Consider the following 14,251-nt stretch of genomic DNA (forward strand, 5'->3'; position numbering starts at 1 on the left):
TGGGGCATCCATGGCCCGACAAATTCTCGACCAGGCCGTAGCCGCCTTCGGGGCAGTGAGCACGTCGCTGAGGATCATGCGCGGAGCGAACCGTCCCGATGTCATCATCTCGACGACGCCGGGGTTGCCGACGCTGCTGGCCGGCGACTTCCTATCTCGGGTACTCGGTGTGCCCCATGTCGCTGAGGTGCGCGACGCATGGCCAGATCTCATCCACGAGCTGTCCCTGGTCACGAACGCAACAGGACGGTTCTTGCCGAAGATGCTGACTGGGAAACTCGAGGACACCGTGCTGCCCGGGTTACTCACTCGAGCTCAGCAACGAGCTGCGGCCGTCGTAGTAACCACCGATAGCTTCTGCAAGCGCCTGCAGGATCGAGCAATCAACGCGACAGTGGTCCGGAGCGGAGTGGGCCGCGCGGAGATCGAATCAGATCCATTTGAAGCCAGTAGCCCCCTGCGGCCTCGGAGCGGAGTGAACCTTCTTTATGTAGGCACGGTCGGCTGGTCACAGGATTTGAGAACGGCCGTTCGCGCCGCAAGCAAGGTGCCTGGGGTGCGGTTGAGAATAGTGGGAGACGGCGCGGACAAGGTCGCGCTCGTCGCGCTGGCGCAGGAACTTGGTGCTCCTGTGAACTTCTACCCCCAATCAACCGGTACGGAACTGGCATCACACTGGGACTGGGCGGAGGCTGGCTTAGTCAGCCTCGGCGACCTTCCCGCACATACTCGTACCGTGCCGTCGAAGTTGTACTCGCTCATGGTTCGGCGGGTGCCCATTCTGGGCATCGTTGCTGGCGAGGCAGCCGAGATTATCACTGCAAACGGTGCTGGAACTGTGGCGCATCCAGGCGACGTCGACTCGGTCGCCAATGCGATGAGGCTCTTCGTCACTTCCGTCGTCGAGCCAAGCCACCGTGCGCGTCAGTGGGCGATCGACCATGCTTCGGTGGAAATCATGGGCCGGGCCTACGAAACACTTCTGGAGGACGTGTGCCGATGAATCCACTCTTCTTGGGCCGCCAGATCATCAACGCGATCGCCACAACCACAGCTCATGTGCGTGAGGACAGAGTCTTCTTCGGAATGCAGCTTGCCCGACGCCTGCCATCCGCGGCGTCAAAAGTCGTCGGCCGGATTCTTGGCCACCTACCTGATCCCGCCTCACGAACTGCTGCGGCATGGCTCCTCGGGCACGAATCCCACGCACGCGAACTTGTCCTCGACTATGAAACGACTCGACCTTCACGTCTGCTCGGCGAGATCGCGTTGAATCTTGGGCAATTTGAATCGGCATCGCGGATCGCCGATAGCGTCGCCGGCGGCGCCTCGTTGCGTTCGCGAATCCTCTGGAGCGATGGTCGCATCGATGAAGCGATCGCTGTACTCCGCGACGGCGGCAGGCGCCGGCGTCTCGTCGCTGAGAAGCGGTCTCTCGAACCCGGATGGTGGCCGGAGGTCTCCGGCAGGATCCTAGGGGCCCACGATATTGCTGGTCATCGTCCTGAGTCTCCGACGTCGTTGCATGTGCTGACCAATTCCCTCCCGCACACGCGCTCGGGCTACGCCTACCGCAGCCATCTCATCCTCAAGACCCTGCAGGATTCTGGTCATACAGTGATGGCTGCGACCCGCCCGTCGTACCCGATGACGATTGGGAGACTCAGCTCAACCCCCCTCGAGACGGTGGACGGAGTCGAATATCTTCGTCATGTCCCGCTGCTTCCGACAGCTACCCCTACGGCTCGACTGTCTCAACAAGCACGGTGGATCGCCGACCGGGTTGCCCAGGGAGGTGTCGATGTTCTGCATACCACTACGCATTACGTCAACGGTCTGGCCACCGGTGCAGCGGCACGCGCTACTGGAATTCCCTGGGTGTACGAAGTCAGAGGCGTACTAGAAGAGACCTGGGCGGCGTCCGGTGGCGGAGACGCTGAGCGCGTTGCCCGGCGAGCCAGCCAGCGCTTTGCCATGATGCGGGAGAAGGAGATCGAGGTTGCTCGAGCCGCCGACGCCGTGATCACGTTGGGCGAAACCATGCGCGCGCATCTCGTTGACAACGGAATCCCCGCCGACGCAATCACTTTGATTCCCAATTCCGTGTCGGAAGCCGTAGTCGGCGCGGAGGTCACAAGAAGGCCGGCCGAATTGCGAACAGAACTCGGCCTTCCCGAGGGCGGCGTCTGGGTCGGCACGGCGGCGTCTATCGTCGGTTACGAAGGTCTTGATGACTTAGTCGACGCTGTAGCCATCGCCCGTGCGCAAGGAGTCGATCTCCGCCTCCTAATCGCTGGGGACGGTACAGCGCTTCCCTCGTTGCGCGAGCGAGCGAGACCACTCGGGGACAACGCGGTTTTCACAGGACGTGTCTCTCAGAAGTCTGCGATTGCACATCAGCTTGCCCTTGATGCGATCGTAGTGCCTCGGAAAGACGAACCGGTATGTCGTCTCGTCACCCCAATCAAACCTGTCGAGGCCATGGGTTTGGCCCGCCCCGTTGTCATCTCCGACCTACCCGCTCTGAGAGAATTGGTCCCGGCTAGTGCCGGACTGTGGACAGAGCCGGAGAATCCGCAGTGCTTGGCCGCTGTGTTGGCCGAGCTCGCTCTAGATGCAACGACTAGAGAGAGCTTGGGAAATAATGGTCGGGAACATGTTTTGTCAACGAGGCGATGGAAGGACATCGGTCAACGCTATGGAGAAGTCTATTCTCGGCTCGTGGGAGCGAACGCGAAGTGAGTGATCCTCGTAATCCACTCGGCTTGACGTCCATCCCGTCGGTTTCGAGTGAGGGGCTAGTTCCGGTCGGCAAGCGAACGAGCCTGCGCAGCTACCTGTCGAGCCTGTGGGACCGACGGCACTTCATTGTCGCAGAATCCAGGGCAAAAGTGTCCGGATCGACACGCAAGAACCTCCTTGGCTATGGTTGGATGTTCCTCAATCCGATGCTGTCAGTCCTCGCGTTCTGGTTCATCTTCGGCTTCATCTTGCAATCTTCCGAAGGTATCGAGAACTTCGTCGGGTACCTCGTAATCGGCGTGTTCTTTTTCCAGTACACAGGCAAGAGCATGACCGGGGGCACGAACGCTATACGGTCGGGATCATCGATGATCAAAGGGTTCCAGTTTCCCCGCGCAGCGCTCCCAATCTCCACGGTTGTGCGGAACTTCCTCGACTTCATTCCAAGCTTTGTCGTCATGGTGCTCCTGATTGTCATCGTCCCACCACCGGAAAATATCACGTGGCGGGTCGTTCTGATCCTCCCGGTCATCATTCTGCAGACGGTGTTCAACATCGGACTGGCGTGTCTGCTCGCGAGAATCGGGCACAAAATCCCCGATTTAAGCAACGTTATGACGATCATTAGCCGATTCTGGCTCTACGGTTCGGGAGTATTCTTTTCCTTAGAAGACCGATTGGCGCAGTATCCTGAGCTCCTTACTGTGATGCAGCTCAATCCGATGCATTCCTTCCTGACTCTGGCGCGGAATTCATTGCTCTACGGAATCGATTCGCCACTGTGGATGTGGCTCATCGCCGCAGCGTGGTCCTTCGGGCTGCTGACGGTAGGGTTCCTGTATTTCTGGCGGGGGGAGGAGAGTTATGGTCGGCTCTGACCTAGACGAACCGAACATTGTCGCTGAGAACGTCCAAGTTCGCTACACGGTCAACACAAATGACCCTACGCAACGACCAAAGAACTTAATGCAGCTTCTTGGGCGCACAGTAACCGGGCGTGGCGGAACGACGACAGTCCGAGCTCTGCGAGGGGTGAACTTCGTCGCACGCGAGGGCGAGATGGTGGGCATCGTCGGCACAAACGGCTCGGGCAAATCGACGTTCCTACGCAATGTCGCGGGGGTTGAACAGCCTGACCGAGGACGAATTCTCGTGCGTTACCAACCGCTGCTTCTCGGAGTGAGTGCCGCTTTGCAACCTGCACTATCAGGCAGCGAAAATGTCCGTCTGGGTTGCCTGGCTATGGGGCTCACTCCCGAAGAAGCCGCGAATGCATTTGATTATGTCGTCGAACTGTCAGCTTTGGGATCCGCGATCCACCGTCCAATGGGTACATATTCGTCGGGCATGGGATCTCGACTGAGGTTCGCCATCGCCCTGGCCGCAAGGCCTAAAATCCTCCTCATCGATGAGGCATTGTCGACTGGTGACGCAACCTTCGCCGAGCGGAGCGAAAGAGCCATGGACGAGCTCCTTGCTGAGGCGGGGACCGTGCTGCTTGTCAACCACGCAGCGAAGGTGATCCAGGAGTTGTGCACCCGCGCTGTATGGATGCACAAAGGTGAGATCCTCATGAACGGTCCCGCCGAGGCTGTCGCCGAGAAGTACCGGTGGTGGGCCTGGAATGTAGCAAAAGGCAATGAGGATGTTTCCGATAAACTGCTCCATGACGTGATGAGCAATGCGCAGCACGAAGGGATCAATATACTTGAGCCCGAGTTGGTCAAGAATCCCGTTCCGCGCCACGCCACTAGGCCAGCGGCTGTAAGAAAGAAGGGTTCAAGCGCCGCAAGACACGTTCGTCGCCAGAAGCACAAAGCCGAAGTCGAAGAGGCTCCACTCGAACTACTTGCCTCGGCAGAGTCTCAAGTATGGCCGGACCACATCCAATCGCCGATGCCACAGGCGAAGTTTCCGGTTCTTCCGAAGCCAGCATCGGACGCTGTCAGCGCCCAGACGAAGTACGACGACCCGCCGCCCCTACGACTTCGCCCTGGCGACAAGAAGGTAGTTCTCCGGGCAGCCGATCCAAAGGATCGCGCGTCTTCGGTCGCCGAGGACAATGACTTGGCGGGCCGCCGTCTCGCGTCCCAGGCACGTAAATTCGCTGATCAGAGATATCAGGAACGGCAGCGGCGCAGAGCATTGGATGGCAGCTCGCCCGCTCCGGACCTGGCTGCCGAGCACGCGAACTCTCGCGACCAGAAAACGGTCCGAGCTGGGCGGGGCAGCTCGAAGTGAATATCGCGATCTTCGGCTCCTGTGTCAGTAGGGACACTTCCGAATTCATTCCGGACGCGAACGTAATTGCCTACGTCGCGCGTCATTCCGTGACCAGCCTCGAGACACCACACGGGGCAGAGGGCGTCGACCTTGGGCAACTGAGGTCGTCCTTCCAAAAGCGTATGGTTACTAGCGACCTCCTTGGTAGTGGACTCAAACAGGTATGTGACGGCCGCGACGCTGTGGATCTAGTTCTAATTGACCTCGTCGACGAACGACGCGGATTTTGGAGCTTTCCCAACGGTACGACTATGACAAACTCACTTGAAGTTGAAGCTTCCGGTGCGGGAGAAGCGGCCGAAAAAGCAGGAGCACGGCTCGTTGTATTTGGCTCTGATGAGCACTTCGAAGCGTGGAGTCGGGGTTTCGCCGTTCTTGTCGAAGGCTTGAGAGGCGCTGGCTTGTGGGAGAAAACTATCATTCTCGATGTCGAGTGGGCGTGTGCTGTCGACGGAGCCCTCCACCCGCAGTCTCACCGGATGAACAAGCTGGGGCGTAAATGGCGAAGATTGCAGCGAGGCGTGAAGGAAGCGAACCGTGTACTTACCGATAGGCGCTCGATTCGCGAAGCGTTGACCAGCCTCACCGACGTGGCGCCCACTGAGGCGGAGGTCTTCGCAGATAGAGCAACCGCCGCTAACCGCGAATACGTCCGGTACCGAAATCTGGCGCGGTCGCAGTTACGGTTCGCCGTCGTACGTTCGAGCAGCGACGTCCGAATAGATCGTGACCATAAATGGGGGCCTGAGCCCTTTCATTACCGCCGCGAAGATTATGAGTCGATCGTGCAATCTATTTCAGCCATTATGAGTGACGAAATGGATCGCCCCAAAAGTGACGGGTAAGAACCCAAGAAAGCTCTTGTTAACTCAATATTCATCAAATAGTGCATTGTCGGAGAAGATTTCAGAAAATGCAGTCGATCGGGAAGCGAGCGTTGGGAACGGCAATTGTGAATGATGCTGTATTGTAGTCGGAAGCATGTCGTTTTCATGCGCCCACTACCTCGGGCCGACCTAGCTAGACGATGCGATGAACCCTGCCCCGATGAGACGAATTGGAGAATCATGTGACTGACGAATGGTCCGACCCGGTGGTGCTCTTTGCGGAATCAAAAGAGCTGGCACCTGGCCAGGCGATTCCGCTGGCCAGCTACAAATGGAACGGCGATACGAATCCAGGAGCGGTGCTGCGGTGGGGTTTCCGTACCGACGGGGCACCTTCTCCAGATCAAGTATCAATGGAGTACTTGAACGCGGCCGGCAAGGTGCTGAAGAGTGGAAGGCCATCGTTTAAGATCACCCGGGATGCCGATGGCCTGTTCGCCGTCGCGATGGAGGTCTCAGTACCCGCAGACTGTGCTTCTCTAGTGCTGAGCGGCACGGATAAGGGCCGGCACATAGCAATGATCGGGCCGGTTGGAAGGGAAGAATTTTCTTCATCCCGCAATAGGGCGTTTCTTGGTCGGACTGCCTCGTTCAATATTCCAGACGGCCAGGGAAGCCTGCAATTGGAGAGCCTGGTCGTAAGCGGTGAAGATAGCACTCCCGTCCATTTCGCAATTCAATTCTACAACTCGTCAGGCATGGAGATCATGCCTAGTTCCGAAACCAGTATCAGCCCGATTCTCGGATCCTACGTAGTTTTGGACAAAAACGAGTCAACCAGCTGGACCGCGCGACAAGTGTTACTTCCTGAGGGCACTTCCAGCGTTACTGTATCGGCGTTGAAGTCTCGACCCGAAACTGGTGTGGCGTGTGGGCTGCGGGTTCGGACCCGCTCCCGATCGGCCGAGTCGCTGATTGCATTTTTGGAAGAACTGCCTTCAGGAACGCCTTTGATCTTTATTGATTCCACTGCACCACCTTTAGGATCTGGCTTAATTACTATCCGACCGAATAATATGTCGGTCCAGTACACCTCGTTGGGGTACGCTGTCGTTTCTGTAGGCTACGGGGGGCTCAATGGCGTAGACCGTCGCGCGATGGATTTGTTCTATCAAGCTCCTCGTGACGAATTTGGTGAAGTGATCGAGACACTTTCCGACGAAAGTCGTCGCCGAGAATGTCTATATGTTTGCAGTTCCTTTCCGTCGCCGACCGCGGCAGTTGCTGTAGATACTCTTCGACGAAAAGGTTGGAAGACGTTGTACGAAATTCGAGACGATATGGAGGAGTTTAAGCGTGTCGGATATTCGAAATGGTACACACCGGAAGGTGAAAGCCTGATCTGTCGGCGCGTCGACTACATTACGACCGTGAGCCCGGCGTTGGCGCACAAGGCATCCGCCCTCTCACTGCAGCGTATTGATCCGAAAGTTATTCCCAATGGGATCCAGCCGAGGTTTATTGACAAGGCAGTACCACTTCGGTCCCTGGAAGTCGTGGAAAGAAAGCGATTGAACGGTGTCGTCGGTTACGTCGGTCATCTTACAGATGCGTGGTTCGACTGGGACTATGTGCTGCGGTGTGCTGAGGCGTTGCCTAATAATCGGTTTGAAATTATTGGTCCTGGAAAGCCCGATTCATTGCGTTTGCCTGCAAATGTTGAGTACCTGGGCCCGCAACCACAGGAGTTGCTCCAGGATTTTACCGAGAATTGGGCGGTCGGTCTGGTTCCATTCAAGAAATCGCCGTTGACTCGAGCAGTTGATCCAAATAAGTTGTTCGAGTACGTTGCCTGGGGTATGAGGACGGTCGCTGCCCAGATGGGCTCTATAGATGAGTGCCCAACTGCTACGTCTTATCACACTTACGAAGAAATGATCGCGGGTGTACGAGACGCTCTGAATCGTCCCTGGACGCAGCACGAATTGGATTTGGCTGAGCAATTTCTGCTCGAGTCGACGTGGAGACGTCGCGCTGAGGCTACGTTGGAGGTAGTTGGACTGTGACCGCGATTTTGAGAATTGCCACTGATCTGGGAATGGACGAGCTTCGAGATTTGTCGTCAAATCACGATTTTTCGGTTGCCGTTGTGGGCAATACCGAACAAGTTGCACCACATCGAGGACTGACGTGGCGTCATGTCACACGTGCAAGGCTCGAGAACATGGCTCGTGCTTGCAGCGGTGTTCGGGCATTCAACGAGGTGAGAATTTCGGACGACGCGAAAGTTGCAAATGCGGTCTTCGGAAGTAAAGGGCTTAAAAGTCGGTTGAATACCTGGATGGTTCGGTCGACTGAGGCTGGTCGAATTCAAACCGAGATCGACGCTCTGGATTTTACCCATGTTGATCGTGTATATGCTACGTCTGTTACGGCTGCAAACTTCCTCAAACGCAGAGTGCCTCCGGAAACGATCATTGAAACTTTGTCGCCGTCGCGATTGAGCGGTGTCGGTATCTCGAACCAGCCAGTTGAGCGTCTTAGTTGGATCGGCTCGGCCAATCCGGATGAAGGGTTACAGGACTTCTTGCGCATCGCGGCGCAGGTAGATCTGCCAGTAGAGATTGTGTGGACGCGCACTCCGGCGCCTACTGAGTTCACTTCTGCCGTATCATCGATTTCCATGCTCGGTCTCGAGGACAGGGTTGAGTTCGGTGTTCCCGGTACTTTTGAAGCATTCGAGCAATTGGGCAGGACATCCTCAGAAGTAGGCAGATTGTGGTTCTTGGCGGCGCGAGACTATCCGGCCCGGTCGGGTTACGAGCTGTTGGTCCAGCTGGGAGCGCGTGTGATGGCTTTCGACAGCCTTTACGCTCGTAACCTTGCCGCTTTATACCCTGGCCGTATTGAGCTTGTATCTGAAGGGGATGTACTTGAGGCGGCCGACTCGATTGAAATCGCACGGAAGGCGGTCGCATAGTGATGAGTACTGTCGAGGCAAAGGTTCTTGGAGGAATCGTTGCTGTCACTGCTGTTCTCGCCGTTGCCGCTATAATTGCAGGTCTATGGCAAATTTCAGGGATTCTTGCGGTCTGTTTGATACTTGCGTCAGTACTGCTAATGCTTGTTGTGTTACGGCGCATAAGCAATCTGTCATCAACTCAAGGTAAAAACACGAAAACTCGGTTGGCGCAATTGAGCGAGACCACGAACCAGATGCGGTCATCTGTCTCAGCGCTGGATGCGAAGGTCGCGCGGGTAGAGTCCGCTCAGTCTGCCCTGAAGAGCTCGCTGGGCGACATGAAAAAGCAAATCAGTCAGACAGCGAACTCTGGGTCGTTGCCACAAGCAACTGGGTCCGCAACGCGTACCAAGAAGACGACGATCTCTGTGATTCCGGAATCCGGGAAGACCCGTAATGTGGCCGACGTGGATATCTACACCGTTGGTAGACGACCCGACGACACTAGTCTCGGGACAAGTGGAGTAGTGCAGATCTACCCGTCGTCAATCCCGGCGCCGGCAACGGTGAAAGCTGGCTCAATTGTTCTGATCGATGAGTCAGGCTTCCAGCGGGGGGCATGGAAGAGCTTCGGACAGCAGCACGACTCCTATTTGCTCGGCGCATTGAACGACTTGCAGCGCCTTGTTCAGAACCGAGGCTTGGAGGTACATACAGTAGTTGTCGACGATACGCCAGGTCCGTTCAGAGTCACACGCAGCTGGGGAGAAGTAGTCAGCTCTGTAGAGCAGTATCTAGACATGCGATCCCGGGTTCAGAATGTGCGGCTTAGTGCTCACAAATGACGCATCCAGATACGGCTTATGTGACTTGAAAGGTTCGTATACATCCTTGGGTGATATAGTCGGTCATATTTTGGAAACTTCCATTCGCCCGGATTTACTGGCTCTTCGCGGTTCGTGGTGAATGACCCTGTTGGGGCGGGTATTCACGCTACGGTTTTCGCGGCGCTGGCCAGCAGGATACGCATCCGGTAGTTCTCCGCGTTTCGGAAGCCGCGGCCGGTGCGTTTGATGTTCTTGATGCCGGTGTTCGCGGCCTCGACTCGGGCGGTGGTCGCGCCGGTGACGATGAGGACCTCGATCGCGTCCCACCAGGTCACGATGGTGTCGTAGAGCTTGGTCGCCTCGGGCATATTCGCGATCTGGGAGAAGTAGCCCATCCGCATCCGTTCGTCCCAGGCCTGGGCGAGGGTGTCGGTATCCAGGAGGCGGCGGAGCTGCTCTTTGATGCCCCAAGCGGCGGAGAGCTCGTCGGTGGGATCATCGGTGCGGAACACCGTCTCCAACCGCTCCCAGGCACGCGGGCTCAGGGTGTCAGCGCCGCGCAGCAACAGCATCCGGTGCGCCCAAGCCGGGTCATCCTTCCGGCCCCGACGACCGCGATGAGTGCGAGCCAGGCGTTGCCGCACGGCGGTGACCATGTCGTTCCCGAGCTTGACGAGGTGGAACTTGTCAACCGAGACCGCAGCACGGGGCAGGTAGGTCCGCAGTGCCTTGCGGAACGCGGCCGACGGGTCGATCGCAACGATCTCGATCCGCTCCCGCCAGGCGTCCGAACGCTGGGCCAGCCAGTCCCCGACGGCGGTGGAGTCCCGGCCGTCGACGACGCCGAGGACCTGCCCGGTGGTCAGGTCGACCAGGGTCGTCATCCATGGCTCGAACCGTCTCCAGGCACCTTCATCGGTGCGGAACCAGCGCACCGAACGGTAGCGGTGCTCATCGATGCCCAGGCGCGTCACGGGCACGTCCTCGGCGGCGGGGAGGACCACGGCGGCCGCCGCCAGCGCTGCCTGGACCAGCCACCACGAGACGCCATGGGCCCGGGCGACCTCGGAGGCAGCCCGGCCCGAGGTGATCACCGCGGAGACGACCTGATCCCGCAACCGGGTCGTCGAACGCGCACGGTAAGGGACCTGGTCGGTGGCTTCCCAGAACGTGCCCCGGGCGCAGGCCGGCTCGAGGCAGAACCAGCGCCGCTTGGCCCACACCACCTCCACCGCCCCGGCCACGGGGACGTCGCGCACCTTCTGGGACCGGCGGGAGTGGACCTTGGTCGCGAGCACCCCGCAGGACGGACATCCGGGCGGGACGGTCGAGGCGATCACCACTCGACGGCCTCCGTCGGGCAGGTCGATCGCGTCTGTGACGCGGTAATCGGGCAAGTTGAAGATCGTGCTCGCAGCATCACGCTGCGAACCAGTATTCTCGTGCACAGGCTCGTGGTCCTCTGAGGTGTGGATGTCTTGACAACACCCATCACAGCAGGACCACGGGCCGTTCTACGCCAGCGACGCGACGCTCTCCTTCACCACGAGCCGCGAAGAGCCGATTTACTGTGGGTTCGTCAAACGGCGCTTATGCGAGCGTGGAGGGCAAAACGTTCGCCCACAAAAAATAAACTCCGAACGAGTTTATGCAAGCTTCCAAGACAGCAAAGAAGGGTAGTTCGGCGTGCTGAGTGATGAACCCGCGGTTACACCAGAATACGGATTCTCGTCTCTAGATTCCGCAGAGATGATTATCGACCTGGGAGGAATGGACTCGCAAGCGGTCGAGTCATATCTACGGGACGTCAGACGGGGTGCCGGCCTCCATACGTTCAGCTTGATAGTAATCGTTGATGAGCTGCCCGCAGAGTTAGATGACGTCGATGTGACATTCGTCGAAGCGGGACAAAACTTCGACGCTACAGAACGTCTCAGTCTTGCATTTCAGATGGTGTCATCCGAACGGGTAATTGTCTCGAACTCAGCGCTTGAGTTTGATGCCAGAATGATTGACTCGCTTCTTGATGGTTTGGATCGTGTTTCCGTTGTGGAAGCCGATATACCGACCAAGGTTCCCACACAGGATGGCATGCTCGATGTCCGATCCTCACGGACAGTGGTCTTCGGGATAAGCTTCGATCTGTATTGCCAGATTCGAGGCTTCGATCTAAGAATCAGGACTGCTCGTGATGCTTTCGGCGATCTTGTACGGAGGGTGCGACAATGGCACGGCACATACGAACGTCTATCGCTCGAGAACGTTTGGGCATGGGCTCCAAAGACAATACTACCTTCAAAGCCCCAGTCTTTCGCCTTCTGGAAATCGAGCTCCATCTTCGTCAATCTTCCTAGATGGAAATTCATGCCTTTCCACGCGAGAAGCTTTGTCGACGTGGTTCGTATTAATCACACCCCGGTTTCGGATTTCGATGGCATTGAAGCACAAAGTATCGACGGTTACACGATTGTCGATTTGACGGCTGGGCCCGGAGACGAGCTCAATGTGCTGAGATCCTATTGTGCTGAGAACGGTGATAGACTTATAGCTCCGGTATTCAGTAACCAGGTAATTCCGCCGTGGCGGATAGTCGAGCAGATTCAGCAGATCCGGACCGGAAGTACTTATTGTGTGGCCCGGGCAGCCATCTCACAGGACTCTCAAGTCGGAGTGATCTCCGCATCGCAGACCGACCAGCCGCTGACTGCCCCCACAATCACCGCATTGACCACGGTACTCGCTCGCGCCGACGATATGGTCTCGCTTATCGAGGGGCGCCCCCAGTCAGATTTGAAAAGGGTTCAATCGAATTCCATCGTGGTGGCTGGCGACCCCGAACTGATGTGGGATGGTTGCGCTGTACCTGCCACAAATACGGAAAAGTCACGCCTCGCTCCGTACCTTGACGGGATCAATTCTGAACGCTATTTGATTTTCGATCAGTACACTGTCGGTCGTATTGACTACGTCGACGGATATGACCGAATAGACGCGTTGGTAACGCTGATCGGTGAAGACGGCCAACCAAAGCGAGAAGTCGCTGCTATCTCAGCTCCGACTCAACAAGATTTGGATACCTTAGCGAAGTTGGGTCTGCCTTTCAGTCTTATGGGGCTTAATGAATCGGAATCCGATATTGTTGGCATTCTTGCGAATGAAGTTCTTACCAAGCATTTTCGTAACGATACGCTCCTGCAAGCGGTTCCGGCCGGCAGTAAGGCCCAAACATTGGCCACTTCTCACCCCCATCCAATGTTATTCTGTAAACGCTACCCTGGCGATTTCAAAATCTTTGAACTGCGAACTGAAAGCGCACCCGCGCTTCCCTCAACGATCGACAACATAGATCTCGGCTTGCTAGATAAGGAAGTTGCCGTATGGATGGCGTGATGGAGCAGAAGTTTCATATTCTGTTGCCCGTACACACAGTTGCTGATTGGGGAGGACTCCAGGACTGGACGGTCGGCATGGTCAAGGGTCTGGTCGCAAACGGAGCCACAGTTACCTTGGTCTCAAATAATTCCCGAATAATCAACGAATGCCGAGGATATGTTGCCGGTTCGTACCTCGTAGATTGGAATAAGTGGGACGCGCCGGCGAAGCGTATTGCAAAAGAATCCGATTTCGACATCATCTTCGCCCAGCCATTCAAATCGCGCGAACTTGCGTTGGAACTTCGCAGGATGACTGGTGCCCCGGTCGTGTACATGTTCCACGGAAACAACTCCGATTACGCATACCTCTGGAAAGACGAGGTGCAAAAGTTTCTTGTGGCGAGTTCCTCCCTAATTCCAATGCTCACAGATTTTTGCCAGACTGGATCGATACCAATTGAGGTGTTGCCTAACGGCGTTCCGTCGAAGCTTTTTCTTGAGGACACAGTCGGCTACGAGACTCGGATGGCGGAGGGATCCTATGACTTTGTTCTGGCCGCTCGTCTGATGCCGGATAAAATTTCGCAGGTTGAGGGTCTCGTTCAAATAGCAAGCACTCTTCTTGATAACGGGATTATTCCGCGTGCAAGCGTGCATGTCATGGGAGGGGGGCCGTCTCGTGGTGAATTCCAGTCACGACTGAACGCATTCGCGGACCGGATGGGCGTGGTTGATGTTCAATTTCACGGTTGGGTTCCACAGAGCACTGTCCTCGATTATCTTCGGGCAGCAGTGTTTTCGGTTGCTGGTGGCGTTACCGGGGCTCAGAGTGTGGCACTTGGCACCCCGTGTCTTGGTGCCGGCATTCGGGGGATCTGTGGTGTATCGACTCCAAATAACATTGACCGAGTGCTTGGTAGCAATTTTGGTGATCATAGCGCGAGATTGAATATGACCAAAAAGGAAATAATTACTGATTGTCAAGCCATACTTTCTGAATCGAATTTTGAATCGTTCCAGAATACTTATGTGCCATTGATGCGTGAGCAGAGAACGCATGAAGCGATAGCAGCCCTGGCGCTCGATCAAATTTTAGATGCTTACAATTCTGTTACATACTGATATTAAGATTTGAGGACGTCTATTGCGGATTCCCTGGCTGTCTTTATCTTAAATTATGTGATTTCCTCGTTTTGGTCGCCCTTGTGCGGCCCCAGTTTGTTGTCACAAAGGGTG

At 56.6% G+C, this 14,251-nt stretch carries 11 protein-coding genes; 10 read left to right on the forward strand and 1 reads right to left on the reverse strand.

Annotated features, from left to right (window positions below; all coding sequences use genetic code 11):
- The first annotated feature begins 10 nt into the window (after positions 1–10).
- From ACQ1RG_RS06565 to ACQ1RG_RS06600, 8 genes are all read left to right on the forward strand, one after another.
- The gene (locus tag ACQ1RG_RS06565) at positions 11–1,003 is read left to right on the forward strand and encodes a glycosyltransferase (protein ID WP_211978246.1); all 993 of its coding nucleotides are present in this window, start codon (positions 11–13) and stop codon (positions 1,001–1,003) included.
- A complete protein-coding gene (locus ACQ1RG_RS06570; RefSeq protein WP_211978245.1) occupies positions 1,000–2,742 on the forward strand; it encodes a glycosyltransferase family 4 protein in 1,743 nt (580 codons plus the stop codon). Before ACQ1RG_RS06565 ends, ACQ1RG_RS06570 begins: the two co-directional genes overlap by 4 nt.
- Positions 2,743–2,765: 23 nt before the next feature.
- Positions 2,766–3,620 carry an ABC transporter permease gene (locus ACQ1RG_RS06575; RefSeq protein ID WP_201671718.1) on the forward strand — a complete coding sequence of 285 codons (855 nt, stop codon included), beginning with the start codon at positions 2,766–2,768 and terminating at the stop codon, positions 3,618–3,620.
- Positions 3,607–4,983: an ABC transporter ATP-binding protein gene (locus ACQ1RG_RS06580; protein WP_249120931.1), complete on the forward strand. Its 1,377-nt coding sequence runs from the start codon at positions 3,607–3,609 to the stop codon at positions 4,981–4,983. Before ACQ1RG_RS06575 ends, ACQ1RG_RS06580 begins: the two co-directional genes overlap by 14 nt.
- On the forward strand, positions 4,980–5,870 hold the full coding sequence (locus ACQ1RG_RS06585; protein ID WP_249120930.1) for a DUF6270 domain-containing protein: 891 nt from the start codon (positions 4,980–4,982) through the stop codon (positions 5,868–5,870). Before ACQ1RG_RS06580 ends, ACQ1RG_RS06585 begins: the two co-directional genes overlap by 4 nt.
- Positions 5,871–6,082: 212 nt before the next feature.
- Positions 6,083–7,918 carry a hypothetical protein gene (locus ACQ1RG_RS06590; protein WP_430600753.1) on the forward strand — a complete coding sequence of 612 codons (1,836 nt, stop codon included), beginning with the start codon at positions 6,083–6,085 and terminating at the stop codon, positions 7,916–7,918.
- Positions 7,915–8,832 (forward strand): hypothetical protein, encoded by a 918-nt coding sequence (locus tag ACQ1RG_RS06595; RefSeq protein ID WP_211978242.1) that lies wholly within the window; start codon positions 7,915–7,917, stop codon positions 8,830–8,832. Before ACQ1RG_RS06590 ends, ACQ1RG_RS06595 begins: the two co-directional genes overlap by 4 nt.
- Before the next feature lie 2 nt (positions 8,833–8,834).
- Positions 8,835–9,659: a hypothetical protein gene (locus ACQ1RG_RS06600; protein ID WP_211978241.1), complete on the forward strand. Its 825-nt coding sequence runs from the start codon at positions 8,835–8,837 to the stop codon at positions 9,657–9,659.
- Between the two features lie 143 nt (positions 9,660–9,802).
- Here the strand turns inward: ACQ1RG_RS06600 and ACQ1RG_RS06605 are convergent, their stop codons facing one another.
- Positions 9,803–11,089 carry an ISL3 family transposase gene (locus tag ACQ1RG_RS06605; RefSeq protein ID WP_430600222.1) on the reverse strand — a complete coding sequence of 429 codons (1,287 nt, stop codon included), beginning with the start codon at positions 11,087–11,089 and terminating at the stop codon, positions 9,803–9,805.
- A gap of 301 nt (positions 11,090–11,390) precedes the next feature.
- On the opposite strand from ACQ1RG_RS06605, the gene ACQ1RG_RS06610 reads away from it, so the two are divergent.
- Positions 11,391–13,031, forward strand: coding sequence for a hypothetical protein (locus ACQ1RG_RS06610; RefSeq protein ID WP_201671701.1), 1,641 nt, complete (start codon positions 11,391–11,393; stop codon positions 13,029–13,031).
- Positions 13,019–14,137, forward strand: coding sequence for a glycosyltransferase family 4 protein (locus tag ACQ1RG_RS06615; protein ID WP_211978239.1), 1,119 nt, complete (start codon positions 13,019–13,021; stop codon positions 14,135–14,137). Before ACQ1RG_RS06610 ends, ACQ1RG_RS06615 begins: the two co-directional genes overlap by 13 nt.
- The last annotated feature ends 114 nt before the right edge of the window (positions 14,138–14,251 follow it).

It is taken from the genome of Brevibacterium sp. K72 (assembly GCF_050562175.1).
GTDB classification, from domain to species: domain Bacteria; phylum Actinomycetota; class Actinomycetes; order Actinomycetales; family Brevibacteriaceae; genus Brevibacterium; species Brevibacterium casei.